Source organism: Nitratidesulfovibrio sp. D1 (assembly GCF_051133415.1).
Lineage (GTDB): Bacteria > Desulfobacterota > Desulfovibrionia > Desulfovibrionales > Desulfovibrionaceae > Cupidesulfovibrio.
This window is the reverse complement of record NZ_JBPGNZ010000008.1, coordinates 105,367-129,949: the sequence shown is the minus strand read 5'-3', so window position 1 is coordinate 129,949 and position 24,583 is coordinate 105,367. Positions and strand designations below refer to the sequence as shown.

Annotated in this window: 21 protein-coding genes; 7 read left to right on the top strand and 14 right to left on the bottom strand. The window is 68.2% G+C overall.

The genetic code is table 11. The features are described from left to right. Window positions 1-16: 16 nt before the first annotated feature. The 8 genes from ftsW to mraZ all read right to left on the bottom strand — a co-directional run bounded on the left by ftsW (window position 17) and on the right by mraZ (window position 9,298). Window positions 17-1,216, bottom strand: coding sequence for a putative lipid II flippase FtsW (ftsW, locus tag ACR4XJ_RS15350; RefSeq protein WP_434756027.1), 1,200 nt, complete (start codon window positions 1,214-1,216; stop codon window positions 17-19). Beyond that, window positions 1,213-2,562 (bottom strand): UDP-N-acetylmuramoyl-L-alanine--D-glutamate ligase, encoded by a 1,350-nt coding sequence (gene murD, locus ACR4XJ_RS15345; protein ID WP_434756026.1) that lies wholly within the window; start codon window positions 2,560-2,562, stop codon window positions 1,213-1,215. Before murD ends, ftsW begins: the two co-directional genes overlap by 4 nt. A gap of 15 nt (window positions 2,563-2,577) precedes the next feature. Next, window positions 2,578-3,654: a phospho-N-acetylmuramoyl-pentapeptide-transferase gene (mraY, locus tag ACR4XJ_RS15340; RefSeq protein ID WP_434756025.1), complete on the bottom strand. Its 1,077-nt coding sequence runs from the start codon at window positions 3,652-3,654 to the stop codon at window positions 2,578-2,580. 126 nt (window positions 3,655-3,780) lie between these two features. Then, a complete protein-coding gene (locus tag ACR4XJ_RS15335; protein WP_434756024.1) occupies window positions 3,781-5,292 on the bottom strand; it encodes a UDP-N-acetylmuramoyl-L-alanyl-D-glutamate--2,6-diaminopimelate ligase in 1,512 nt (503 codons plus the stop codon). A 12-nt stretch (window positions 5,293-5,304) separates the two neighbouring features. After that, window positions 5,305-7,425: a penicillin-binding transpeptidase domain-containing protein gene (locus ACR4XJ_RS15330; protein WP_434756023.1), complete on the bottom strand. Its 2,121-nt coding sequence runs from the start codon at window positions 7,423-7,425 to the stop codon at window positions 5,305-5,307. A 14-nt stretch (window positions 7,426-7,439) separates the two neighbouring features. Further along, window positions 7,440-7,727 carry a hypothetical protein gene (locus tag ACR4XJ_RS15325; RefSeq protein ID WP_434756022.1) on the bottom strand — a complete coding sequence of 96 codons (288 nt, stop codon included), beginning with the start codon at window positions 7,725-7,727 and terminating at the stop codon, window positions 7,440-7,442. Then, entirely contained in the window at window positions 7,724-8,809 is a 1,086-nt protein-coding gene (gene rsmH, locus ACR4XJ_RS15320; RefSeq protein ID WP_434756021.1) for a 16S rRNA (cytosine(1402)-N(4))-methyltransferase RsmH, read from the bottom strand. The genes ACR4XJ_RS15325 and rsmH overlap by 4 nt, the downstream gene beginning before the upstream one ends. Before the next feature lie 39 nt (window positions 8,810-8,848). Further along, entirely contained in the window at window positions 8,849-9,298 is a 450-nt protein-coding gene (gene mraZ / locus ACR4XJ_RS15315; protein ID WP_434756020.1) for a division/cell wall cluster transcriptional repressor MraZ, read from the bottom strand. Window positions 9,299-9,857: 559 nt separating this feature from the next. On the opposite strand from mraZ, the gene pyk reads away from it, so the two are divergent. Both pyk and ACR4XJ_RS15305 read left to right on the top strand, forming a co-directional pair. After that, the gene (gene pyk / locus ACR4XJ_RS15310; protein WP_434756019.1) at window positions 9,858-11,270 is read left to right on the top strand and encodes a pyruvate kinase; all 1,413 of its coding nucleotides are present in this window, start codon (window positions 9,858-9,860) and stop codon (window positions 11,268-11,270) included. 91 nt (window positions 11,271-11,361) lie between these two features. Then, the gene (locus tag ACR4XJ_RS15305; RefSeq protein WP_434756018.1) at window positions 11,362-12,408 is read left to right on the top strand and encodes an HD-GYP domain-containing protein; all 1,047 of its coding nucleotides are present in this window, start codon (window positions 11,362-11,364) and stop codon (window positions 12,406-12,408) included. Window positions 12,409-12,523: 115 nt separating this feature from the next. Here the strand turns inward: ACR4XJ_RS15305 and ACR4XJ_RS15300 are convergent, their stop codons facing one another. Beyond that, the gene (locus ACR4XJ_RS15300; RefSeq protein WP_333506382.1) at window positions 12,524-13,021 is read right to left on the bottom strand and encodes a CBS domain-containing protein; all 498 of its coding nucleotides are present in this window, start codon (window positions 13,019-13,021) and stop codon (window positions 12,524-12,526) included. A gap of 639 nt (window positions 13,022-13,660) precedes the next feature. Then, window positions 13,661-14,920, bottom strand: a complete 1,260-nt coding sequence (locus ACR4XJ_RS15295) for an HD domain-containing protein (protein WP_434756017.1) — start codon at window positions 14,918-14,920, stop codon at window positions 13,661-13,663. A 510-nt stretch (window positions 14,921-15,430) separates the two neighbouring features. On the opposite strand from ACR4XJ_RS15295, the gene rplM reads away from it, so the two are divergent. The 5 genes from rplM (at window position 15,431) to ACR4XJ_RS15270 (ending at window position 18,575) form a co-directional block, all read left to right on the top strand. After that, a complete protein-coding gene (gene rplM / locus ACR4XJ_RS15290) occupies window positions 15,431-15,865 on the top strand; it encodes a 50S ribosomal protein L13 (protein ID WP_333506384.1) in 435 nt (144 codons plus the stop codon). A gap of 22 nt (window positions 15,866-15,887) precedes the next feature. Beyond that, a complete protein-coding gene (rpsI, locus tag ACR4XJ_RS15285; RefSeq protein ID WP_434756016.1) occupies window positions 15,888-16,280 on the top strand; it encodes a 30S ribosomal protein S9 in 393 nt (130 codons plus the stop codon). A gap of 252 nt (window positions 16,281-16,532) precedes the next feature. Then, window positions 16,533-17,090, top strand: coding sequence for a homoserine kinase (gene thrB / locus ACR4XJ_RS15280; protein ID WP_434756015.1), 558 nt, complete (start codon window positions 16,533-16,535; stop codon window positions 17,088-17,090). Next, window positions 17,090-17,878, top strand: a complete 789-nt coding sequence (locus ACR4XJ_RS15275; protein ID WP_434756014.1) for a hypothetical protein — start codon at window positions 17,090-17,092, stop codon at window positions 17,876-17,878. The genes thrB and ACR4XJ_RS15275 overlap by 1 nt, the downstream gene beginning before the upstream one ends. Before the next feature lie 121 nt (window positions 17,879-17,999). After that, a complete protein-coding gene (locus ACR4XJ_RS15270; protein ID WP_434756013.1) occupies window positions 18,000-18,575 on the top strand; it encodes a hypothetical protein in 576 nt (191 codons plus the stop codon). Between the two features lie 139 nt (window positions 18,576-18,714). On the opposite strand, the gene ACR4XJ_RS15265 is transcribed toward ACR4XJ_RS15270, so the two are convergent. The 4 genes from ACR4XJ_RS15265 to rpe all read right to left on the bottom strand — a co-directional run bounded on the left by ACR4XJ_RS15265 (window position 18,715) and on the right by rpe (window position 24,132). Next, window positions 18,715-19,116, bottom strand: coding sequence for a MucR family transcriptional regulator (locus tag ACR4XJ_RS15265; RefSeq protein ID WP_434756012.1), 402 nt, complete (start codon window positions 19,114-19,116; stop codon window positions 18,715-18,717). A 562-nt stretch (window positions 19,117-19,678) separates the two neighbouring features. After that, window positions 19,679-20,860 carry a phosphoglycerate kinase gene (locus ACR4XJ_RS15260; protein ID WP_434756011.1) on the bottom strand — a complete coding sequence of 394 codons (1,182 nt, stop codon included), beginning with the start codon at window positions 20,858-20,860 and terminating at the stop codon, window positions 19,679-19,681. A gap of 354 nt (window positions 20,861-21,214) precedes the next feature. Beyond that, entirely contained in the window at window positions 21,215-23,209 is a 1,995-nt protein-coding gene (gene tkt, locus ACR4XJ_RS15255; protein ID WP_434756010.1) for a transketolase, read from the bottom strand. A 263-nt stretch (window positions 23,210-23,472) separates the two neighbouring features. Then, window positions 23,473-24,132 carry a ribulose-phosphate 3-epimerase gene (gene rpe, locus ACR4XJ_RS15250; protein ID WP_434756009.1) on the bottom strand — a complete coding sequence of 220 codons (660 nt, stop codon included), beginning with the start codon at window positions 24,130-24,132 and terminating at the stop codon, window positions 23,473-23,475. Window positions 24,133-24,583 lie beyond the last annotated feature (451 nt).

Sequence of the window (24,583 nt, the reverse complement as noted above, 5' to 3'; positions counted from 1 at the left end):
GCGCGAAGGCACGCCGTCAGCGTGCCGTGCGCGAATAGTTCAGCAACAGCCCCACGCAGGTCAGGGTGGTCAGCAGGCTGCTGCCCCCGTAGCTCAGGAAGGGCATGGGCACGCCCTTGGGGGGCGCCACGCCCATGACCACCGCCATGTTCAGCACGGCCCCCAGCAACAGCACCAGGGTCACCCCGAAGGCGGTGAACCGGTCGCGCAGATCGTCCTGCCGGGCGGCGATGCGGAAGCTCCGCCAGAACAGCATGCCCATCAGCACGAAGACCAGCGACATGCCGATGAAGCCCAATTCCTCGCCCAGCACGGCGATGATGAAGTCGTTGTGCGCTTCCGGCAGGTAGAACAGTTTCTGGCGGCTGGCGCCGATGCCCACGCCGGTGATGCCGCCGGACCCCAGCGCGAACAGCGACTGCACCAGCTGGTAGCCGGAATCCTGCGCGTCGGCGAAGGGGTCGAGGAAGGCGGTGAACCGGCGGAAGCGGTACGGCGAATGCACCACCAGCATGACGGCGCCCGCCACGGCCGCCGCCCCGGACACGGCCAGGTAGAAGAACCGCGTGCCGCCCACCAGGCACATGAAGAACAGGATCATGGCCAGCACCGCCGCCCCGCCGAAGTCGGGCTGGCGCAACAGCAGCGCGCAGAACACCCCGGTCACGGCGAACGGCGGTATGACCCCCCGGCTGAAGGTCTTGATGATCTCCTGCTTGGTGCTCATGAAGTAGGCCAGGTACAGGGCCAGGGCGATCTTGGTGAACTCCATGGGCTGCACGGCCACGGGCCCCACCTGGATCCAGCGGCGCGCGCCGTTGACCTTGTTGCCCAGCGGCGTCAGCACCAGGATGAGCAGGATCAGCACCCCGAACAGGATGGGGTATTGCAGCTTGTACAGCAGGTTGCGCGGCATCAGCGCGGCGGTGAACAGGGCCACGCCGCCCACGCAGGCGAACATCAGCTGGCGCTTGAAGAAGTAGTACTTGTCGCCGTTGAAGCGCTCGGCCACGATGCCGCTGGCGGACAGCACCATCAGCAGACCGATGCCCAGCAGGGTCAGGGCGATGGCGAACAGCCACCAGTCCACACCGTTCTGCGGGCCGTGCTCGCCGTGGGCGATGCCGCCGAAGCTGCCGTAATGGCCGGACCCGTCGTGCCGCAGGTCGGCCAGCGCGGCCGAGGGATGGGCGTCCGCTTGCGCGCCGAACCTCATGGCAGGGCCTCCACCGCGCGGCGGAAGGCGTGGCCGCGCTCCTTGTAGTTGGCGAACAGGTCGAAGCTGGAAGTGGCCGGGGCCATCACCACCGCGTCGCCGGGCCGGGCCAGTACGGCGGCCTCGGCCACGGCGGGCTCCAGCGTGTCATGCCAGGACATGGGCCAGGACATGGGCCAGGACATGGGGAAATCCCCCTGCCCCAGCCACGCGGCCTCGAAATGTTCACGGCTGGCGCCAAAGCCCACCACGGCCCGCACCCGCCCGCGCATCAGCGGCAGCAGGGACGCAAGGTCGCCCCCCTTGAACTTGCCGCCCACCATCAGCACCACCGGCCTGTCGAAGGCTTGCAGCGCCACGCGCAACGCCTCCACCGTGGTGCACTTGGAATCGTTCACCCACAGCACGCCGTTCCGTTCGGCCACGGCCTCCAGCCGGTGCTCCAGCGGGGCGAAGTCCGCCACGGCCCTTTCCGCCGCCTCGGCCGTCACGCCGAACTCGCGGCAGGCCTGCCATGCGGCCTCGATGTTGGCCTGGTTGTGCCCGCCCAGCAGGCGGGTACGCGGAAAGCGCCTGGCCCCGACGTCGAAGAACAGCGTGCGGGCCTTGGGCGCGCGGGCGGCCACCAGGTCGCGCACGCCCTCGCCGAAGATGGCCAGGTCGCCCTCTTCCATGCACCGGAACAGCCGGAACTTGGCGTCGATGTATTCCGCCATGTCGGCGTGGTAGTCCAGGTGGTTCTCGCTGATGTTCAGCAGCATGGCCACGCGCGGGCGAAAGGTGGTGCACGCCTGCAACTGGAAGCTGGAAATCTCGATGACCAGCGCATCCACGCGCGGCCCGCCATCCGCCACGGACAGCACGTACTCGCTGAGGGGGGTGCCGATGTTGCCGCCCAGGAACACGGAAAGGCCCTGCGCGCGCAGCATGGCGGCGCACAGCGAAACCGTGGTGGTCTTGCCGCTGGTGCCGGTGACGGCCAGCACCGGCTCGTCGGCAAGCTGCCGCCAGGCAAGCTCCATCTCGGCCAGCACTTCGGGCGCGTCCGGCCCTGTCGCAAGCAGGGGGTGCAGCGCGGCCACGGCCATGCCGGGGCTGGGCACCACGGCCCGCGCGCCCTCGAACTGCGCCGGGGAATGGTCGCCGGTGGCGATTTCCACCCCGGCCCCGGCGGCCCAGTGCGCGAAGTCGGCGGGCACCCCGCCGGCGTTGCGTTCCAGCAGACGCACGCGCGCGCCCATGCGGTGCAGCAGCCGCGCGGCCGCCATGCCGGAGCGCCCCGCGCCCACGACCACCGCAAGGTCGCCCTTGCCGATGGTCCGCGCCATGTGCTTGTCGCAGGTCATTGCCGTATCCTTGTCCTAGCGCAGCTTCAGTACCGACAGCGCCATCAGCCCCAGCAGCGCCGACATGATCCAGAACCTGATGATGATCTTCGACTCGGGGATGCCCTGCAATTCGAAGTGATGATGCAGCGGGGCCATGCGGAAGATGCGCTTGCCGCCCGTGAACTTGAAGTAGCCCACCTGAAGGATCACCGACAGGGTTTCCACCACGAACAGCCCGCCCACGATGAGCAGCAGCAGTTCCTGCTTGCACAGCACGGCCAGGAAGCCCAGCGCGCCGCCAAGGGCCAGCGAGCCCACGTCGCCCATGAACACCTGGGCGGGATAGGCGTTGAACCACAGAAAGCCCAGGCTCGCCCCCACCAGCGCCCCGCAGAACACGGTGACCTCGCCCACGCCGGGCACGTAGGGCACCTGCAGGTAGCCGGACATCTGCACGTTGCCCGCCACGTAGATGAACACGGCGAAGACCATGCCCGCGATGATGGTGGGCCCGATGGCCAGGCCGTCCAGCCCGTCGGTGAGGTTCACCCCGTTGGACGAACCCACCATGACCGTCACCGCGAAGGGGATGTACAGCCAGCCCAGGTCGGGCGCGAGGCCCTTGAAGAACGGAAAGGCCAGCCGCGTGGAGTACACCGGCTCGCTGACCACCAGGTACATGGCCACGGCGGCCACCGCCACCTGCCCCGCGAACTTGGCGCGGGCGGACAGGCCCTTGTTGTTGCGGCGGCGGATCTTGATGTAGTCGTCCAGAAAGCCCACCAGCCCGAAGCCCAGGAAGATGAGCATGGTCAGCCAGACGTACTTGTTGGTCAGGTCGGCCCACAGCAGCACGCTGACGGACAGGGAAAAGGCGATGAGCAGGCCGCCCATGGTGGGGGTGCCCGCCTTCTGCACGTGGCAGGTGACGTCCTCGTGGATGTGCTGGCCGCACTTGATGCGTTGCAGCCATCCGATGAACCACGGTCCCATGAGGATGGACAGCAGCAGCGCCGTCAGCAGCGCCCACACCGACCGGAAGGTGATGTAGCGGAAGACGTTGAGGACCGTGAATTCGGAACTGAGGGGAAACAGCAGGTTATACAGCATGGCGCCCCCCGGTGGTGCGTGAGGAACCGGCCTGACCGGCCCGACTGGCCCAACTGGCCCAACTGGCCCGGCTGGCCTCATGGGACACGGCGCGGACCCGCGCGGCGTGGCGCGTGGTGGTGGACATCAATTGCACCCAAGTATCTCCCGGATGACCTGCTGGTCGCTGTACGGCACCTTGCGGTCGCCGATCTGCTGGTAACTTTCATGCCCCTTGCCCGCCACCAGCAGCGCGTCGCCCGGCCGCAGCAGCGCAAGGGCCTTGCCGATGGCCCTGGCCCGGTCGGGGTCGCTGACCACCTCGCGCGCACCGGCAAGGCCGGGCAGCACGTCGGCCATAATGGATTCGGGGTCCTCGTGGCGGGGGTTGTCGGACGTGAGCACGGCCACGTCGGCATACCGCGCCACCGCCTGCCCCATCAGCGGGCGCTTGGTGCGGTCGCGGTTGCCGCCGCAGCCGAACACGGTGACGATGCGTGCAAAGCCCACCGCTCGCAGCGCGCGCAGCACGTTTTCCAGCGCGTCGGGGGTATGTGCGTAATCCACGAAAATGTCCAGCCCTCGCGGGTTCACGATGCGCTCCAGCCGCCCCGGCACCCCGGCGAAGTCGGCCAGGCTGGCGAAATCTTCGGGCGCAAGGCCCATGCCCAGGCACACGGCCTGTACGGCCAGCAGGTTGGAGGCGTTGTGCGCGCCGATGAAGTGCGAGGAAAGCTCCCACTGCCGCCCCTCGAAGGTCATGCGCAGCGTGAGGCCCGAGGTGTCGTTGCGGACCATTTCGCCGTGCAGGTGACGGCGGCCCGGCACGACCTCTCCCCCATCGGGCGCCGCCTCCAGCCCGAAGCCGATGGCATGCGGAACCTCGCCCAGCAGGCGGCGACCCCAGGCGTCGTCGGCGTTGACGGCGCAGGCCTTGTCCGCGTCGGGCAGTTCGGTGAACAGGCGGGCCTTGGCGGCGTAGTAGCGTTCCATGTCGCCGTGGTAGTCCAGATGGTCCTGCGTCAGGTTGGTCAGGATAGCCCCGGCGAAGCGGATGCCCGCCACCCGGCGCTGGTCCAGCGCGTGGGACGAGACCTCCATCAGCGCCACGTCCACCCCGGCGGCTTGCATGCGGGCCAGCATGGCGTGGGTCTCGATGCAGTCGGGCGTGGTCAGCGGCGCGTCCATGGCGAAGCCCGGCCAGCGGTAGCTGACCGTGCCCAGCACCCCGGCCCGGCGGCCCAAGGCGGAAAACACGTGTTCCAAAAGATAGGTGATGGTGGTCTTGCCGTTGGTGCCGGTGACGGCCACCACCGGAAAGGACAGCGCGTCCGTGCCGTACCGCGCCTGGCCCAGCAGTCCGATGGCCGCGCGCGGGTCGTCGTGGACGGCGACCACGGAACCTTCCGGAGCATCGGCAAGGGCGGCATCCACCCGGCCGGGCAGGCAGACCACCGCCCCGGCCCCGGCGGCCCACGCCTTGGGGATGAAGTCCGCGCCGTCCACGCCCGCGCCGCCGTTGGCGGCGACGCCGGGCACGGCCACGAACACGTCGCCCCGGCCCACCCTGCGCGAGTCGGTGCGTATTTCCGGCCTGTCCGTGCCGGTGCGGGTCTGGCGGACGCGGGCCAGAAGGTCGTCAAAGGAAATGCGGGTCATGCGGCGATGCTCCTACGAATTCTCGGAAAGCCAGAGGACGCACTGCCCCGCGGGCTGGCCCTTGGGCCATTCGGCGCCCGGTTCCGGGGTCTGGCGGATCACGGTCTGCCCCACGCCCTTGAGCACGGGCACCATGCCCTGCCGGGCGAACACCTCCACGGCCCGGCGCACCGACTTGCCCACCACGTTGGGCACCCCGTCGGGGGCCTCGCGCACGGCCTCGGCCACCTCGCGGCGCACTTCCACCGGGCCGGTCTTGCCCATGGGCGTGGCGTAGGTGGGGGCCTCGGGGTCGGGAGCGTCGGGCAGCAGGCCGTGGTAGGCCATGGTGCGCATGGCCACGTGCTTGAACACGGGCGCGGCGACCACGCCGCCGTACGAATTTTTCTGCGGTTCGTCCACCATGACCAAAATCAGGTACTTGGGCCGGTCGATGGGGGCGAAACCCACGAACGAAGCCAGCCGTTCGTGGCCGTAACGCCCCGTCTCGTCAGCCTTTTGCGCGGTGCCGGTCTTGCCGCCCACCATGATGCCGGGGATGCGCGCGCGGGTGCCGGTGCCGTCTTCCTCCACCACTTCGCGCAGCATGGAGATGACCTGCTTCACCGTCTTGTCGTTGTACACCTTCTGGCTGGCCGAGTTGGCCGGGGTGTCGTCGCCGGAATCCACGATCAGCCGCAGCGGCTTGCGTTCGCCGCCGTTGGCCAGGGTCAGGTAGGCCTGGGCCATCTGCACGCCGGTGGCGGCGATGGACTGGCCGAACGAGGTGGTGATCAGGTCCGGCTCGGACCAGTGGCGCGGGTCGCGCAGGATGCCCTTGCTCTCGGTGATGGGCAGGCCGGTGCGGTCGCCGAACCCCAACTGGCTCAGGTATTCCCAGTAGCGTTTGGACCCCAGTTCCAGGCCGATCTTGGCCATGCCGATGTTGCTGGAGTAGCGCAGCACCTTGTTCACGGGCAGCACGTCGTAGCTGTGCGTGTCGCGGATGGTGATGTAGCGGGTCTTCCAGCGACCCTTTTCGCAATTGAAGGAGGTGTCGCCCTTGACCACGCCTTCCTGCAACGCGGCGGCCACCAGGAACGGCTTCAGCGTGGAGCCGGGCTCCAGCGCGTCGGCGGCCAGGCGGTTGCGCCAGCGGTCGGCCTTGTAGTCGCGGTAGGCGTTGGGATTGAAGAACGGATATTGCGCCCAGGCCAGGATGTCGCCGGAGTCCACGTCCACCACCAGGCAGCCGCCCCAGGAGGCGTCGAACTGGTCCACGGAGCGGGCCAGGGCTTCTTCGGCAAAGAACTGGACCTGGGTGTCGATGGTCAGGCGCACGTCGCGGCCGCGCAGGGACGCGCGGCCCGCGCCGCCGTCCATGTCCAGACGGCGTCCGGCGGCGTCGCGCTGCACCACGTTGCGGGCGGAATCGCCGCTCAGCACTTCCTCGAAGGCCAGTTCTATGCCTTCCAGGCCCTTGCTCTCCATGCCCACGAAGCCGAGCAGTTGCCCGGCCATCTGCTTGAAGGGATAGATGCGTTCGTACTCGCTGGTCAGGTACACGCCGGGCAGGCTGGCCTTGCGCACGTTCTCCGCGGCCAGGTCGTCCACCTTGCGGGCCACCCACGAAAAGCCCCGCTTGGCGACAACGGCGTCGCGCACCTGCTTGGCCGGGGCTTCCAGCGCGGCGGCCAGCGCGTTGACCGTGGAGTCCACGTCGCGCACCTCGCCGGGGCGGACGTAGACGGAGCGCACCTCCACGCTGCGGGCAAGGATCTGCCCGTTGCGGTCAAGGATGGCCCCGCGCCTGCCGGAAACGGTCTCCGCCGCCATGTGCTGGCGCCGGGCAAGCCCGGCCAGCCGTTCGCCGTCGTAGACCTGGACGTACCAGGCGCGCGACCACAGCAGCACCCACAGCAGCGCGAACATGCAGCCCACGCCGTACAGGCGCACCTTGCTCCAGTCCGTCCCGCCGAAGCGGGCAAAGGGATTGAAGCGCAAGCCGCCGCCGAACGACGAGCCGGGGGCCTTCCTGTTGCGCAGGGCGCGTGCGGCGCGGGGGGCGCGCGCCTCGAAAGAGGGACGCGCGTCGCGCGCGGTGCGCGGCGCGGGCCTGCCGAGAATGCGTGACTTCCTGTCTGCTCGCAGCATGACGCTCCGGGGCGCTAGCGCCCCGCCTCCTCGATGCGGCGGATCTGGCCGGGGCGCGCCCCCCGCATGCCCATGGTCTCCGCCTTCCTTCCCAGTTCATACGGCGACATCAGCCGGTCCCGCTCCACTTCCAGCTTGGCGGTCAGGGCCGCCCTGCCGTCCAGTTCGCCCTGCAACTTGCGCAGGGTGTAGGCCATGTCCATGCGTTCGATGTTCAGCCACACCAGCGACAGCCCCAGCACCAGGCTGGTCAGCACCGACAGGATCATGGCCAGCACCCAGCTTCCCACGCCGTGGCTCATGACGCGCCCCCTTCCTCTGCATCGCGGTCGCCGGGGGCGTACTTGTTGCGCCGCCGGGGGCGCGGGGCCTGCCCCTGGGCCAGCCGCACGGCCGCGCGCAGCTTGGCGCTGGCGGCGCGGGAGTTGCGAGCCAGTTCCGCCTCGGTGGCGGTGACCGGCTTGCGGGTCAGCACGTCCACGCGGGCCGTGTGGCCGCATTCGCAGCGGGACACGGTACGCGGGCACACGCAGCCCTGCGCTTCGTCGCGCAGGCGGTGCTTGACGATGCGGTCTTCCAGGGAATGGAAGGTGATCACCGCCAGCCGCCCGCCGGGGCTCAGCCGGTCCAGGATGCGGTCGAGAAAGCGTTCCAGCTGGCCCAACTCGTCGTTGACGGCCATGCGCAGGGCCTGAAAGGTGCGGGTGGCCGGGTGGTTGCGCGAGGTGGCGCGCCACTTGGCCGGGTAGGCCCTGTCCACGATGGCCGCCAGTTGGGCCGTGGTCTCGATGGGGCCTGCCGCGCGGGCGTCCACGATGGCGCGGGCGATGCGCCCGGCCATGGGGTCCTCGCCGTAGCGGCGGATGATGTCCTTGAGGACGTCCACTGTGGCCCGGTTCACCAGCCTGGCGGCCGGGTCCTCGTCGCCGCCCTGGTCCATGCGCATGTCCAGCGGGCCGTCGGCATGGAAGCTGAAGCCGCGACCGGCGGTGTCGATCTGCATGGACGACACCCCGATGTCGATGAGCGCGCCGTCCACCTTGTCCCAGCCCAGCTGGTCCAGCGCGGCTTCGAAGTCGGCATAGCGGGTGTGGAAGAAGTGCACGCGGCCGCCCCACGGGGCCAGGCGCTGGCGGGCCAGTTCCAGGGCGGTGGCGTCGCGGTCGAGGCAGCACAGCTCGCCGTCCGGGCCGATGCGCTCCATGATGGCCGCCGAATGGCCGCCAAGCCCCACGGTGCCGTCCAGGTACCGGCCGCCGGGGCGGGGCGCCAACGCCTCCAGCACCTCGTCCAGCAGCACGGGCACGTGCAGCGCGGCGGCGCGCGCCCCTTCCGTGGGGGCGGTGGCGGCCTGCGGTGCGGTGGGAACGGGTGCGCCGGTCATTGCGGTGTCCTGCGGCCCCTGGGGGCCGTGCCTTGCTGGCTAGAGGGAAAGTTCTATGCCGCTGTCGGCCAGTTCGGCGGCCACGTCGTCGAAGTCCTGCGCCACGATGCCGTCAAAGCGGCCCTGGTCCCAGATTTCGAAGCGGCTGCCCTGGCCCAGCAGCACCACGTCCTTGGTGATGCCCGCGTAGTCCATGTGCGAACGCGAAATGCGCACCCGCCCCTGCCCGTCCAGGTCCATGAGTTCGGCGCTGCCGATGACCAGGCGACGGAAGTCGCGCATCTTGCGCGAGGGGTTCTTGAGGTTCGAGAACTTGCGCTCGAAGTCTTCCCAGTCCGGCAGGGGGTAGCCCATGACGCAGTCGTCGAAGCTGGTCAGCACCAGCTTGCCGCCCTCGGCGCGCGACACGAGGATGTCGCGGAAATCCGGCGGCAGCATCAGTCGGCCCTTGGGGTCGAGACTGCGGTGGGAACGGCCTCTGAACAACACGGGAACACCACTTGCCTTTCATCTCGCGCTGTTGCGCGAAGCGTCGAGGATGCGCGCCCGCTTCCGCCGTTTCCCCCGCGTGGCGCGCGGGGTGCTTTCCGTCCGGGGAAGGGGCCTTTCCTGAGAAGACTCTACCACCTTTTACCACAATTTCCCACTTTCTCTATGATATGTTTGGCACTGTCAAGCCGTGGCCGCCAGGCGAGTCTAGAAAATTTCTAACGGCAACCGACGCACAGGCAACCGCACAACAATATCACATGATTCCAACATATAACCGGCATGCTGCGGGATGCCGCGCCACCACAGTCCGGCACCCGCGGCACGGGCCGCGCGTGCGCTGCCGCACGGGATTCGCGGCGCCGCGCTACGGCATGCGCCCCGCTCCGGCGCACCGGGACATGGCCTGCCCTGATATTTTTACGGAATGCAGGGGGACACGAAGGGTGTCGGCACGATATACCGGTGTATCCGCCACGGCGCCCCCGTACGGCCGTCGGCCCCCTCCGCGACGCACAAACGGCTTGACAAGATACAACTTATTGCACAGGGGTGGAGCATGAGAACGAAGATAATCGCCACCATAGGACCGGCCTCGCGCTCGCGGGAGGTGCTTTCGCGCCTCATCGCCGCCGGAGTGCGCATCTTTCGCCTCAACTTTTCCCACGGCGGCGCATCCATGTTCGTGGATCTGGTGCGCACGCTGCGCGAACTGGAAGCCGAATGCGGCTGCCCGGTGACCATCCTTCAGGACCTTTCCGGCCCCAAGATCCGCATCGGCGAGATTCCCGACGGCGCCGTCTCCGTGGGCAAGGGCGACCGCGTGCTGCTGGGTCCCAAGGCCCCGGCGGGAGCGGTGCTGCCGCTCATCCCCTTCTCCAACCAGGCCGTGCTGAACGGGCTGGAAGCCGGTGACCGGGTGGTGCTTTCCGACGGCGGGTTGCAGTTCCGCGTACTGGGCACCGCGCCGGAGGGGTGCTTCGAACTGGAGGCCGACAACAGCGGCATCATCACCTCGCGCAAGGGCCTCGCCCTGCCCGGCAAGTCGGTGCGCCTGCCCGCCCTGACCGAAAAGGACCGCAAGGACCTGGCCGACGGCCTGGAACTGGGCGTGGACGCCGTGGCCCTGTCCTTCGTGCAGACGCCGGAAGACATCCGCGACGCCAAGGAAATCATCGCGGCCAGCGGCCGCAAACACATCCCGGTCATCGCCAAGCTGGAACGGCAGAACGCCGTGGACCGGCTGGAGGACATCCTGACCGAGGCCGACGTGATCATGGTGGCGCGCGGCGACCTGGGCGTGGAATGCCCCCTGCCCGCCCTGCCCGCCATGCAGAAGCGCATCATCCGCGCCTGCAACCGCGCGGCCAAGCCGGTCATCGTGGCCACCCAGATGCTGCTGTCCATGGTCAACAGCCCTTCGCCCACCCGCGCGGAAACCACCGACGTGGCCAACGCGGTGCTGGACGGGGCGGACTGCGTGATGCTTTCGGAAGAAACGGCCATGGGCAACTTTCCCGTGGAGACCGTGGAATTCATGAAGGAAATCGCCACCAAGGCGGAAGAGTTGCACTTCGAGACGCAACGCCTCGTGGAACCGGCCGAGGAAAAGGGCACGGCGGAATTCCTGGCCTACGCGGCGTGCCTGCTGGCCGAGAAGACCGGGGCCAAGGGCATCGTCTCGCACAGCATGAGCGGCGCATCGGCCCGGCTCATCTCGTCGCGCCGCCCGCGCCAGATGGTCTGGGCCCTGACGCCCGACCCGGCGGCCCTGCGCGCCCTGAACTTCTCGTGGGGCATCGTGCCGCAGGACATCCCGCAGGACATCCCCAGCCACGTGGCCCGGGCCGAGCGCTTCGTGGACACCGCGCCCGACTTCGAAAAGGGCGACAACGTGGTCATCACCGCCGGGCAGCCCAAGTCGGGCCGCAAGCCGCGCGGCACCAACATGGTGAAGATCTACAGGAAATGACGGCAGGCGGCGGCGCCGGGCTCCCGTGCGGGCCGGGCTCCGCCGCGCCCCCGCCGCCCACGACGCGCGCGCCACAAGGGAGCTACCCACGGTGAAGGCAACCATCCCCGACAATATCTCCGAGGAATACTACCAGATCAGCACGGAGATATTGTCGAGCTTCCCCAAATACCGTCCCCCGGTGGACCTGTTCCGCTTCCGCGAGGACATCGCGCAGTTGCAGCCGTACACCCGCAAGGGCGCGCGGCTTTCCAACGAGCAGGTGGAAGAGGTGCAGCGGCTGTGCGAGGCGGGCGACCTGTTCGTGTCGCGGTCGGACCACCCCATCTATTCACAGCACATCGTCCACCAGCTCGACCTCGTGCTGGTGGACAAGAACCTGAAGGAAGGCGAGGTCGCGGACATCTTCCAGCAGGCCCTGACCCTGCGGGTGAACGGGTTCATCGAGCAGCCGGTGAAGCCGGTGTTCGAGGTGTTGTACCGCGACGTCATGGTCCTCACCGAATACCTGTGGCAGGACAGGCACCGGGTGAAGCAGTTCATGCGCCGCCTGTACCGCGAACATTCGCTGGCCAGGCACTCGCTGAACACCCTTTCGGTGGGGCTGTGGCTGCTGGTCACCTCCATGGGCGACAACCTGAAGCGCCGGGACATGGACCGCTCGGCGCTGGCCCTCTTGCTGCACGACCTGGGCATGGCCAAGGTGCCCGCGTTCATCCTGTCCAAAACCTCTCCGCTGAAGCCCGACGAAAAGGACAAGATTCCCCTGCACCCGCTGGTGGGGGCCAAGATCATGCACAAGATGGGACTGGCCTTCGACGAGTTGCGCCAGTGCACCCTGGAGCACCACGAACGGCTGGACGGCTCGGGCTACCCCCAAAAGCTCAAGGGCGAGCAGATCAGCCGCCTGGGCCGCATCTGCGCCGTGGCCGATTCATTCTCGGCCATGATCAGCGCACGCCCCCACGCCCCGGCCAAGGACCTGGTGCCCGCGGCGCAGGAACTGGCGGCGGACAAGACGCGCTACGACACGCGCTACACCTCGCTGCTGCTCAACGCGCTGGTGACCAACGCCTTCGGCGCCGCCATCAAGCCCAGGGGGGAAGCGCCCAAGACCGAGACCCCGGCCAGGGGGTGACGTCCGGGGAGTGGCGGTGCAGTCGCCCCTCTCGCCACCCGACCCACGCGCAACGCAAACGGGCCGCCCCCTTCCGGGAGCGGCCCTTGTTCGTCGGCATGCATCTGTTGCGGATTCAGGCGCGGCTGATGATCTCGCCGCTGATCTCGCGGAACACGTCGTTGATCATGATGACGCCCAGCACCTTGCCCGCCTCGGTCACCACGGCGTAGCTGCGGCCCTTCTTCACGAAGCTCTCCAGCACCACCAGCAGCGGGTCGTCGGGGGCCACCTGGGTCATGTCGCGGTCCATGACGTCGCGCACCTTGGTGGACCCCGCCACCTTGCAGGCATTGCGGTAGATGCGGTCGAAGCCGTCCTCCTCGATGCCGCGCAGGGAACCGCTGCGCAGCAGCGAATCCTCCATGAAGCGCACGGTGTCCCACACCGAAAGCGCACCGCGCAGCATGTCGCGCTCGTCATACACCAGGGCGCACAGGCAGCCCGCCCCGCCCCCGCCGCCGGGCCCCACGCAGGAACTGAGCTTGCGCATGGCCTCGGCCAGCGAATCGTCCTCGCGCAGCTTGGGGAATTCCTCCCGCACGATGTCCCAGGCACGCTTTCGCAACAGCATGTGTACTCTCCTCGCGGTGTGTGGTGGGGCAATGGGTCTCGTCTCCCGCCTCGGGCCGGGATCGGGCATGGCGTTACCGATAGCAAAATCCGCCCCGCTTGTCTTCTCTTTCACAAGCCCTGCGGATGGATACGGAGGGGAAACGCGGCGGCACTCCGCGCATGCGGCGCGGCTTCATGCCCCACGGAAAAAGGAAGCCCCTCGGCCAAGCCAGCGCTACAGGCGATGCCGGTGCAAGCGGGGGTTTTCCCCCGGCGCTCGCCGGACGGTTGCCAAATTAGGATTTTTGTTCGTTGGCAAGGAAAACGAGCCTGCCATGAGGGAGTGCCTCAGCCGTTAGGCGAGCGCGTAGCGCGAGTCTTACGGATGAGGACCGCAGAGCGCGGCAGCCGTTAGGCGAGCTTGCGAACCTTACGGATGGCGACCGCAGAGCGTACTCTTATCGTATTCGACCGAGCCTTAGCCGTTAGGCGAGCGCGCAGCGCGAGTCTTACGGATAAGGACAGCAAAGCCATGGCAGGCGAAGTTTGACCGCGTTGCGCTCGATGCCCGTAACGCTCGCAAACTCGCGTAACGGGCACGCTTCGCGCCCTTCGGGTCGGTCAGCCAACGGGCAAAAGGACAATTTGGCGGCGGCCCCTAATCGAAGTCGGCGAAAAGCGCCCCCACATGCAACGGCCCCAGCGTCACCCGGCGGTACTCGCCGCGCAGCCGCGCGATGGCCTCCTGGAGGTGGCTGGAGGTTACCCCGTTGCGCACCGAGGTGTGCGCCTCGATGAACGCGGCCAGGGTGTCGCAGGCTTTCACCAGGCGGCCGTCCTTGGGGTCCAGTTCGTCGATGTTGCAGGTGTTCTGCAACTCGTCGAAGGTGACCTTGCGCACCGCGTCCGGAGCGCCGTCGGGGCCGGGTTCGCGCACGGTCTCGTCGAATTCCGAGCCGGTGGCCAGCCCCAGAAAGTAGCCCAGGCGGCTGGCCACGTCGCCGTAGCCCGCCTTGTCCAGCAGCGAAAACACCCGCTCCTGCATCTCCTGCTCTTCGTACTGGCGAATGAGCTCGGGAAGCTGCTTCACGGAGCGCTTCACCGGCGAAATGATGTCGCGGGTCAGCACTTCGGGCAGGTCGTGGAACAGGCCGCAGAAGAAGTTGTTCAACCGGCGGGCCGGGCACGCGCCCACGGCGATGCTGAAGAAATAGGCGTAGCAGGCCACGATGAACATGTGGCCGATGACCGAGGTTTCGGGAATGCGCGGGGTCTGCGACCAGCGCTTCTGGAAACGCAACTGGCCGCACAGGTTGGCGAAACGCCCCAGCGCGTTGCTGGAGCCGCCGATGAGTTCGGGCACCCCGGCCAGGTCGGCCATGGCGGTCAGGCGTCTCTGGAACGAGCCGTCGATGTCGGGCATCTCGTCGTCGAACCCGTTCAGCGGCTTGATGAGGTTGAATTCCCAGCCGCTGGCGTAGAGGTGCGCCGCGGTCAGGATGCGGTCGGCCAGGGTGTCCTTTTCGCGGCGGCGGATGTACGTCAGCAGCCGCTGCCAGAAATCCTCGTCCAGCGGGCGCACGATGTGCTCCAGTTCGTCCGCCACCCACTCGGTGAGCTCGCGGTAGTGGGCCTCGTTCTCTTTTATGCGGTAGAACACCGGCGGCTTCACGTCGGTGATGACCAAGCGGTAGAAGTAGTCGAACAGCCCGCCTTCCACCACTTCAGCGCCAAGGCGCAACCGTTCCTCGGCGGGCAGGCCGCGGGTGTTCAGTTGCAGCAGCAGCCACGCGACGATCATCTTGTGGGCCTGCTTGTCCACCTCCATCAGTTCCACGGGCCGCAGCTTGTCGTTCCACCGCTTCATGTACGCACCGGAAAAGACGAACTGGAGCAAGCTCTTGCGAATGCTGGGCATGGGGCCTCCCGCCGGGGTTCAAGAAAAGCTCTTGGCAATGTATGCGGTCGTGGTGTAAAGCTCAAGAGTTTGAAGCGATACGCTTCGGGTTCACGCCACGGAAGCCCGCCGGACGGTCCAAGCCAACCTTCCGGCGCCTGCCCGGTGCAGCCCCGCCCTGCCGCTTCCGGCAATCCGGCGGGGCCAGCCGTCCGCTCCCCAGGCCAGCCGCCCCGTTAGGCGCGCCAGTGGGAACCGAAGTGCGGACGGCCGCCAGGCGAACCCCGCGTCACCGCGACATGCGCCAGGGGCCGCCATCATCGACGCCTGTCCGTCAGGCCGATGTGGCAGCCCGGCCCAGTGCAGCCTGGCCAGTCCGGTTCCGTCCGGTACGGCAAGCATCGCACGCATGACGCCAGCCTTTGGGCGGGCGTCGTCCGTCGCGCGTTCCCACGCCCTTTTTCTGTTGACAGGGGGCGGGGAACCCAATACATAGACCGTTCTTTCGAGCTCGCACAGGAGTACGCTCTGATGAAAACGTTCAGCCCCACGCCCGAGAACATCAACCGCGAATGGTTCGTGGTCGATGCCTCCGACCTGGTTCTCGGCCGCCTTGCCACCCAGATCACGCATCGCCTGCGTGGCAAGCACAAGCCCGAGTTCGCCCCGCACATGGACAACGGCGACTTCATCGTCGTGGTCAACTGCGAAAAGATCAAGGTCACCGGCAACAAGCTTGCCGACAAGAAATACTACCGTCACTCCGGGTACGTCGGCGGCCTTCGCGAGATCACCCTCGAGAAGATGCTCGCCTCCCATCCGGAACGCGTGCTGATGAACGCCGTGCGGGGCATGCTGCCCAAGAACCGGCTCGGTCGCGCCATGCTGAAGAAGCTCAAGGTCTACGCTGGCCCCGAGCATCCGCATGCCGCCCAGAACCCGCAGACGCTGGTCATCAAGTACTAACCCGATCGAGCCGGAGAGAATCATGACCAACGAATTCAACTACGGCACCGGTCGCCGCAAGACCGCCACGGCCCGTACCCGTCTGTACGCCGGTTCCGGCCAGATCGTGGTGAACGGCCGTCCGTTCGAAGACTACTTCCCGCGCAAGTCGCTGCAAATGATCATCCGCCAGCCCCTGGTGCTGACCAAGACCCTCGAAAAGTTCGACGTCAAGGTCAACGTGTGCGGCGGTGGCGTGAGCGGCCAGGCCGAAGCGGTGCGCCACGGCATTTCCCGCGCCCTGCTCGAAGTCGAGCCGGAACTGCGCGGCGCCCTGAAGCGCGCCGGGTTCCTGACCCGCGACGCCCGCAAGAAGGAACGCAAGAAGTACGGCCAGCGCGCTGCCCGCGCCCGGTACCAGTACTCCAAGCGTTAATCGCTTCCATACGATGCCTTTCAGGCAGGTCCGCTTCGGTGGGCCTGCCTGTTTGCGTTTGGGGCGGGTTCCCACGTCTCTCCGCGTACCAGCGGCCGCCGCATCAGGTTGACACGGCACGCCGCCGCCGACTACACAGGCACACGCGCCGGGCCTGCGCCGCAAGGGATCGGCCCCGTATCCCCGCCGCCCACGGCGCGCACGTACGCCCCCCGTCCATCCAGCGCACAGGACTTCCCCACAGGACTTTCCATGACCACTCCTCCCGCCCCCCTCCCGCTTGACCCCGCACGCGTCGCGCCCGACGGGTGCGTCAGCATCATCGGCATGGCAGGCGCCGGCAAGACCACCGTGGGCCGCGAACTGGCCCTTCAACTGGGCTGGGCCCACGTGGACACCGACAACCTCATCGAGGCCACCTACGGCACCCGGTTGCAGGCCGTGGCCGATTCCATGAGCAAGGAACGCTTCCTGGACGTGGAGGCGGGCGTCATCCGCCGCATCGGCGCGCGGCGCACCGTGCTGTCCACCGGGGGCAGCGTGGTCTACCGCCACGAGGCCATGGTCCACCTTGCCGCGCTGGGGCCGTTGATCTACCTTGAGGTGTCCCTGCCGCTGATCCTGAAACGCATCGCCATGAACCCGGAACGGGGACTGGCCATCGCGCCGGGGCAGACCATCGAGGACCTGTACAACGAGCGCATCGCCCTGTACCGGCGCTACGCCAGCTTTACCCTGGCCGCCGACGACCTGGCGCCCGGCGCGTGCGCCGAGCGCATCGCGGCCTGGCTTGCGGGCGGGGAGGCGTGATGTCCGCCCGCAAGCCCGCCCCCCTCGCGTCCACTCGCATTTCCGCCGCGCTGAAGGCGGCTGGTCGCATTTCCGCCGCCCAGAACGCGGCTGGCCGCACCGCCGCCGCGCCGGACGGGGCTGACCGCACCGCAGCCGCACCGGACGGGGCTGTCCCCTCCCAACCGGGCCAACCGGCATCGAAGGGTGGCCGGAAAGGCCCCGGCGTCTTCGCCCGCCTGTCGGAACTGTACGCCGACATGGAGCGGACCTACGCGGAAACGGCCCGCGCCGCCGGGCTGACCTGCGCGGGCTGCGAGGACAACTGCTGCCGCACCCACTTCAAGCACCACACCCACGTGGAATGGGCCTACCTGTGGAAGGGCATGCTGGCCCTGCCCGAGGCGCGCCGCGCCGAATACGTGCGCCGCGCCCGCGAGGTGGTGGCCCAGTGCGCAACCGCACAGTCCGCCGGGGTGGTGCCGCGCGTGATGTGCCCGGTCAACGACGACGGGTTGTGCGGCCTGTACGCCCACCGGCTGATGATCTGCCGCATGCACGGCACCCGCAACGTCCTGCTGCGGCCCGACGGGCAGCGCCAGGTATTTCGCGGCTGCCACCGCTTCTGCGGCCTGACCGACGGCCAGCCCGACGAGGCGGTGCCCACGCTGGACCGCACCCCCTTCTACCGGCGGCTGGCGGAACTGGAGATGGAGCACTGCGCAGGCAAGGGCGCGGGCCAGCGCCCCGCCCCCCGCGTATCCTTGACGCTGGCGGAAATGCTGGTCTATGGTCCGCCCAAGCCGTAAGACCCGTTGAACGCACCATTTCGCGCCGGAAACGCTTCACCCGCGCGGCAGGACCCACCGCCCCGCCACGGCGCACCATCTTGCAGCGCACAGCGCGCGTCCCGCAACCGCCGGAGATGTCATGCCCGTGTCTTTCCTTTCGCCGCGCAGTATTCCGCCCCGTTCCTCCGGCTGTTCCGGCCGCCCGCCCCGGCAGGCCGCCGCACTGACGGCCGTGCTGGTCGCGGGCTTGTGCCTGGCGCTGCTGGCGGGCTGCGCCAGGCAGACCGTGGGACACCTTGCCCGTGCGCAATTGCAGAGCGACACCCCGCAAACCGTTTCCATGCAGTACCTGCGCTTCACCTACCGCGTGGTGCCCCTGCGCGAATCGGTGGGCGTGCGCGGCCAGGCCAGTCCCGTGCCGGGCGCCCTGCCCGCCTGGGCCAGGTGGTACGAACAACTGACGGTGATGGTCTACCTCAGCGACGCCTCGGGCCGGGTGCTGGACGCCGCGGAATACGACTACCTGCCCCGCGCCGTGGGCGACGAGGGGGCCATCCCCTTCGAGACGCGCTTCTACCTTGACCCCGAGGACAAGGGCCCGCTCTATGTCAGCTTCGGCTACCGCATGGTGGCCACGGAGCGCGAACCCCGATCCGACGGTTCCGACGACGGCGGCCGCTCGCTCATCGTGGGCGAAGGCGCACTGGACAACTGAGCGCCCACGCTCCTTCCCGGAATGGCGAAAGGCCGCCCTGCCAACGCAGGACGGCCTTTTTCCGTCGCGAATTCTCGGCGGCGCCGCTGCAACACGCGGCCCTCCCGAGGCTGTCCGGCACGCGGCCGTCGCCCCCCGCCTAGGAAGCAACGTGCTTGCGCCGCTTCTCCCAGAGCTTCATGTCCTTCATCTTCTTGCGGCGTTCGCGCTGCAACGCCTTGCACACCAGCGGGGTGCTCTTCTTGAGGCCCCACTTCTCGCGATAGGCGACGGCGTCGAGGCCATGCGAGGCAAGATGCTTGCGGGTGAGGATCTTGAACGACTTGCCGCATTCAAGGCAGGTGATGGACTTTTCCTTCACGGCCTTGCGGGGGTCGCCGCAGGTTTCGCATGCCTCTTCCGGTTCGGCCTCGCCGAGGCTGATGGCACGAATGCCATTGGCCAGCGTCTGCACCATGGAGGTGATCTCGTCCTCCGTCATGGTCCGCACGCCGGCCTGCGCCTTCACGATTTCCAATGCTTCCTTCAAAAAGTCATCCATACTGGACCTCCGCGGGAATTGAACGACGGGGCCGAAGCGACGACGCCGAAACATCGGCACCGGTTACGGCACATCGCCGCTCTTACATCCGCCACTACAGCAAGTCAACAGCAGCGTAGCAAAAAAACGGAAACGGAAACGCAAAATGGACGCAGCGCCACGCACCCTTGCTGCACGCCACGACGAAAACCTGCGTCAATGGCCGCTTTCATCCGGTCCTGCCCCCGGCGGCACGCGCAGCGCACGCACGTTGCGCAGCACGATGCGGCAACGTACCGGCGGCATCCGCGGCGGCGATGCAATGCAACGGCCTGGGCCTTTTCTCCCCCCTGCCCTTCCCGTCCATCCGACGTATACGCCCGCGCCCGAGAGGTGCGGAGCGTTGGCGGAACATCCACGCCGCGCCCCATGCAGTGCCCCGGCGTGAAACGTCAACGGCGCGCTCCCGTTGCCGATGGCATCAGCCACCGGACCAACGGAAACGCGCCGCGTGAAACACATGGCGCGGGCCGCCGCACCCACGGGATTGCCCGCAGTGCGCCGGCGCTCGCCCTACCCTATGCTAGCCCTTGCCGGAACGTTCCTCGAGCACGGCCACGGCGGGCAGGGTCTTGCCCTCCAGAAACTCCAGGAAGGCCCCGCCCCCGGTGGACATGTACGAGATGCGGTCCACCACGCCGTACTTCTCGATGGCGGCCACGGTGTCGCCGCCGCCCGCCAGCGAGAAGGCCGGGCTGTCGGCCACGGCCATGCACAGGGCCTTGGTGCCCTGGCCGAACTGCTCCACCTCGAACGCGCCCACCGGGCCGTTCCAGACGATGGTGCCCGCCTGCATCAGGATGTCGCGGTACAACGCGGCCGTTTCGGGGCCGATGTCCAGGATCATCTCGTCCGGCTTCACCTCCGACACCTTGCGCACCGTGGCCGGGGCGGAGTCCGCGAATTCCGGCCCCACCACCACGTCCACCGGCACGGGAATCTCGCCCCCGGCGGCCTTTGCGGCGGCCATCAGGCGGGCGGCTTCCTCAACAAGGTCGGGCTCGTACAGTGAGCGGCCCACCTCGTACCCGGCGGCCCTGATGAAATTGTTGGCGATGCCCCCGCCCACGATGAGCCGGTCCACCTTTTTGGACAGCGTGTCCAGCAGGGTGAGCTTGGTGGACACCTTGGAGCCGCCGATGATGCCCACCATGGGCTTGGCCGGGGCATCCAGGGCGCGGGACAGGGCGTCCAGTTCGGCCGCCAGCAGGGGACCGGCGCAAGCCACCTTGGCGAAGCGCACGGCGGCGTGGGTGGAGGCCTGGGCGCGGTGCGCCGCGCCGAAGGCGTCCATGACGAAGATGTCGCACAGGTCGGCCAGCTTGCGGCCCAGGGCCTCGTCGTCCTTCTTTTCGCCCTTCAGGAAGCGCACGTTCTCGCACAGCACGCACTGCCCTTCCGCAACCTCGATACCGTCGATGTAGTCGCGCACCAGCGGCACGTCGCGCCCGAGCGCCCTGGAAAGATGTTCGGCCACCGGGGCCAGCGAGAAGGCGGGGTCGAACTCGCCTTCCGTGGGGCGGCCCAGGTGCGACACCAACAGCACGCGGGCACCGGCCTTCAGGGCCATTTCGATGGAGGGCAGCGCGGCGCGGATGCGCTTGTCGCTGGTCACCTTGCCATCCTTGAGGGGCACGTTGAGGTCTTCGCGCAGCAGGACGCGCTTCCCCTTCAGATCAAGGTCGGTCATCTTGAGTACGGCCATGGATATCCCTCTACTGCTCGATTGGCTTGATTTGGTTGGCAAAAGAAAAGGCGCGAACGCGGCATTTGCATCCTACCACGTTCGCGCCCGGTGTCCAGACCGGGGGGCGGGGGCCGCCTCCCGTGCTCTTCGCGTCCATGCGGGCAGCAACGTCCCACTTGGCGATACTGCCACAAGAGGGGTTTTTGTCTGTGCCAAGGAAGAACGCCTTTTTATGGAGGGAGCGTGCCGCAGCCGTTACGCGAGCGCTTGCGCGAGTGTTACGGATGGGGACAGCAGCGCACTCTTCTCGTACGTGACCGGAATAAAAAGGCATTCTGACGTAGGCAGAGGCAAAAAGACCCTTGTGGGTTCCTAGATCAGGGATTCCACCGCCTCGATGACCTTCTCGGCCGTAATTCCGAAGTACTCGAACAACACCTTGCCGGGGGCCGACTCGCCAAAGCCGGTCATGCCCACGGCCTTGCCGTCCAGGCCCAGGTACTTCCACCAGCCGTCCACGGCGGCGGCCTCCACGGCCACGCGCGCCCGCACGGCGGAAGGCAGCACCGATTCCCGGTAGGCGGCGTCCTGACGGTCGAACTGGGTGGACGACGGCATGGACACCACGCGCACCCTGCGGCCCTTGGCGGCCAGCGCATCGGCGGCGGCCAGGGCCAGTTGCACTTCCGAGCCGGTGGCCATGACGATGGCTTCCGGCGTGCCCGCGCAGTCACGCAGCACGTAGCCGCCGCGCGCGATGGCGGCGCGCTGCTCGGGGGTGCGCTCCACGAAGGGCACGTCCTGCCGGGTCAGCGAGATGCAGGTGGGGCCGGTGGCGCATTCCACGGCGGCCTGCCACGCGGCCAGGGTTTCCACGGTGTCGCAGGGACGCCACACCTGCGCGTTGGGGATCAGGCGCAGCCCGGCCAGCTGTTCCACCGGCTGGTGGGTGGGGCCGTCCTCGCCCACGCCGATGGAGTCGTGGGTGAGCACCCAGACCACCCGCGCGCCCATGAGCGCGGACAGGCGGATGGCGTTCTTGGCGTAGTCGGAGAAGATCAGGAAGGTGCCCGCGTAGGGGATGAACCCGCCATGCAGGGCAAGGCCGTTCATGATGGCGCCCATGGCGAACTCGCGCACGCCGTAGGAGATGTAGTTGCCGGACCAGTCGCCCGGGGTGACCAGCTTGGACCCCTTGTGCCAGGTGCCCACCGAGCCGGTGAGGTCGGCCGAGCCGCCCACCAGTTCGGGCAGCAGCGGGGCCACGGCGTTGAGGGCGTTGCGCGAGGCGATGCGGGTGGCCAGCGTTTCCCTGGCCCCGTCGGCAGCGGCAAGGGCAGCGGCCACGCCCGCCTGCCAGTCGGCGGGCAGGTCGCCCGCCATGCGGCGTTCGAATTCAGCGGCCAGTTCGGGATGGGCGGCGCGGTAGCGGGCGAACAGGTCGTTCCAGGCGGCCTCGGCGGCCGCGCCGCGCGGGCGGGCGTCCCAACCGGCGTAGATGTCGGCGGGCACCTCGAAGGGCGGATGCGGCCAGTGCATGGCCTCGCGCGCGGCGGCGATTTCCGCCGCGCCCAGGGGCGAGCCGTGGCAATTGTGGCTGCCCGCCTTGGTGGGCGCGCCCTGGCCGATGCGGGTCTTGCAGCAGATCAGGCTGGGCTTGCCGGGCACGGCGCGGGCGGCCTTCACCGCCGCGGCCACGGCCTCGCCGTCGTGGCCGTCCACGTCGCGCACCACGTGCCAGCCGTATGCCTCGAAGCGGGCCGGGGTGTCGTCCGCGAACCACCCGGCGATGTCGCCGTCGATGGAGATGCCGTTGTCGTCATAGAAGGCGGTCAGCTTGCCGAGGCCCAGGGTGCCCGCCAGCGAGCACGCCTCGTGCGAGATGCCTTCCATCATGCAGCCGTCGCCCAGGAAGACGTACGTGGAATGATCCACCACCTCGAAGCCGGGACGGTTGAACTGCTGGGCCATGAGCCTTTCGGCCATGGCCATGCCCACGGCGGTGGCGATGCCCTGCCCCAGCGGACCGGTGGTGGTCTCCACGCCGGGGGTGATGGAGTATTCGGGGTGGCCGGGGGTCTTGGAATGCAGCTGCCGGAAGTTGCGGATGTCGTCCATGCTCACGTCGTAGCCGGAAAGATGCAGCAGCGAGTAGATGAGCATGGAGCCGTGCCCGTTGGAAAGCACGAAGCGGTCGCGGTCGGCCCATTTGGGGTTGGCGGGGTTGTGCTTCAGGCAGTCGTTCCAGAGCACTTCGGCGATGTCCGCCATGCCCATGGGCGCACCGGGGTGCCCGGACTTGGCCTTTTCCACGGCGTCCATGCTGAGCACGCGGATGGCGTTGGCGAGTTCCTTGCGAGACGGCATTGCAACCTCCAGCGGGGTTCGATGCGGCGGCGGGCGGGCGCCCGGCGCCGTTGGCGATGCAGCGGTACGGCGCGGCGCGCCGGAAAACACACAAGGGACGGGCGCGGCGGGATGCGCCGCAGACACGAGAGATGGGCACTGCCCTGCGGCGGCGCCCACACCCGACTAGTCCGTTCCGCGCCTTCTGGCAACGGGAAAATGAATGGAGCGGAGCGCATTGGACGTTCCCGGCCACGGGAACTCCCCGCCCGCCCCGGTTGCGCTTACAATACGGAATTGGCCGCCGCCTCGAACGCCTTCAGACGCTCGGCATACGGCGGAAACTTGAAGAAGGCCGAGCCGGAGACCAGCACGTCGGCCCCGCTGCGCACCAGTTGCGCCGTGTTGGACGGGTCCACCCCGCCATCCACCTGGATGAGCGTGGACAGGCCGCGCGCGTTGATCATGGCGCGCAACTCGCTGATCTTGCGGTAGCTGGCGGGCAGGAACGACTGGCCGCCGAAGCCGGGGTTCACGGTCATGATCAGCACCATGTCCGCGTCGTCCAGCACGTAGTCCAGCACCGAAAGCGGGGTGTGCGGGTTCAGCGCCACGCCCGACTTGACGCCCAGGCGGCGGATTTCGGCCAGGGCGCGCTGCACGTGGGGGGTAGCCTCGGCGTGGACCACCAGCATGTCCGCCCCGGCGTCCACGAATTCGTGCAGGTAGCGTTCCGGGCGTTCCACCATCAGGTGCACGTCGAAGAACAGGCGGCTCTGTTTCCGCAAGTGCCCGATGACCGGCTGGCCGTAGGTGATGTTGGGCACGAAGGCGCCGTCCATGACGTCCCAGTGCACCCAGGACAGCCCGGCGGCCTCCAGGGCGGCCAGTTCGTCGGCCAAGCGGCCGAAGTCGGAGGACAGCAGCGAAGGGGAAAGGATCATGCGGTGCTCGTGGCGCGGATGCGCGGTTGCGGGAAACCACCGTTGCGTCCGGTTGCGCGGCGCGCGGCCGGGAACGGCGGAAACGGGACGGCGGGCGGCGCTGCCGGGCCTCGCCAGCCGGAAAAGAGGGGAACGGTCAGTCCGCACCGACCAGCAGGCGCCGCATGGCCTCCAGTTCCGCGATGATCTCGCGCACCGTTCCGGACGCCGCGCCGGAACCCGATGCGGCCTCCGCCGATTGCGGATTGGCATGTCCGTTCCGGTCGCCTGTCGGGACAGGTTCGCCTTCCTCGGGCAGCAGCAGGCCGTGCAGGTACTGGTCCCACGCCTGCACCCGCGAGGCGGATGCGGACAGGATGCCGCCCTGCGCGCCGGGATGGGCCGGGCCGTCGGCATCGAAATCGCCGTCGAGATCGGCGGCTGCATCGGCGTCGGCGGGCGAATCGTCGTC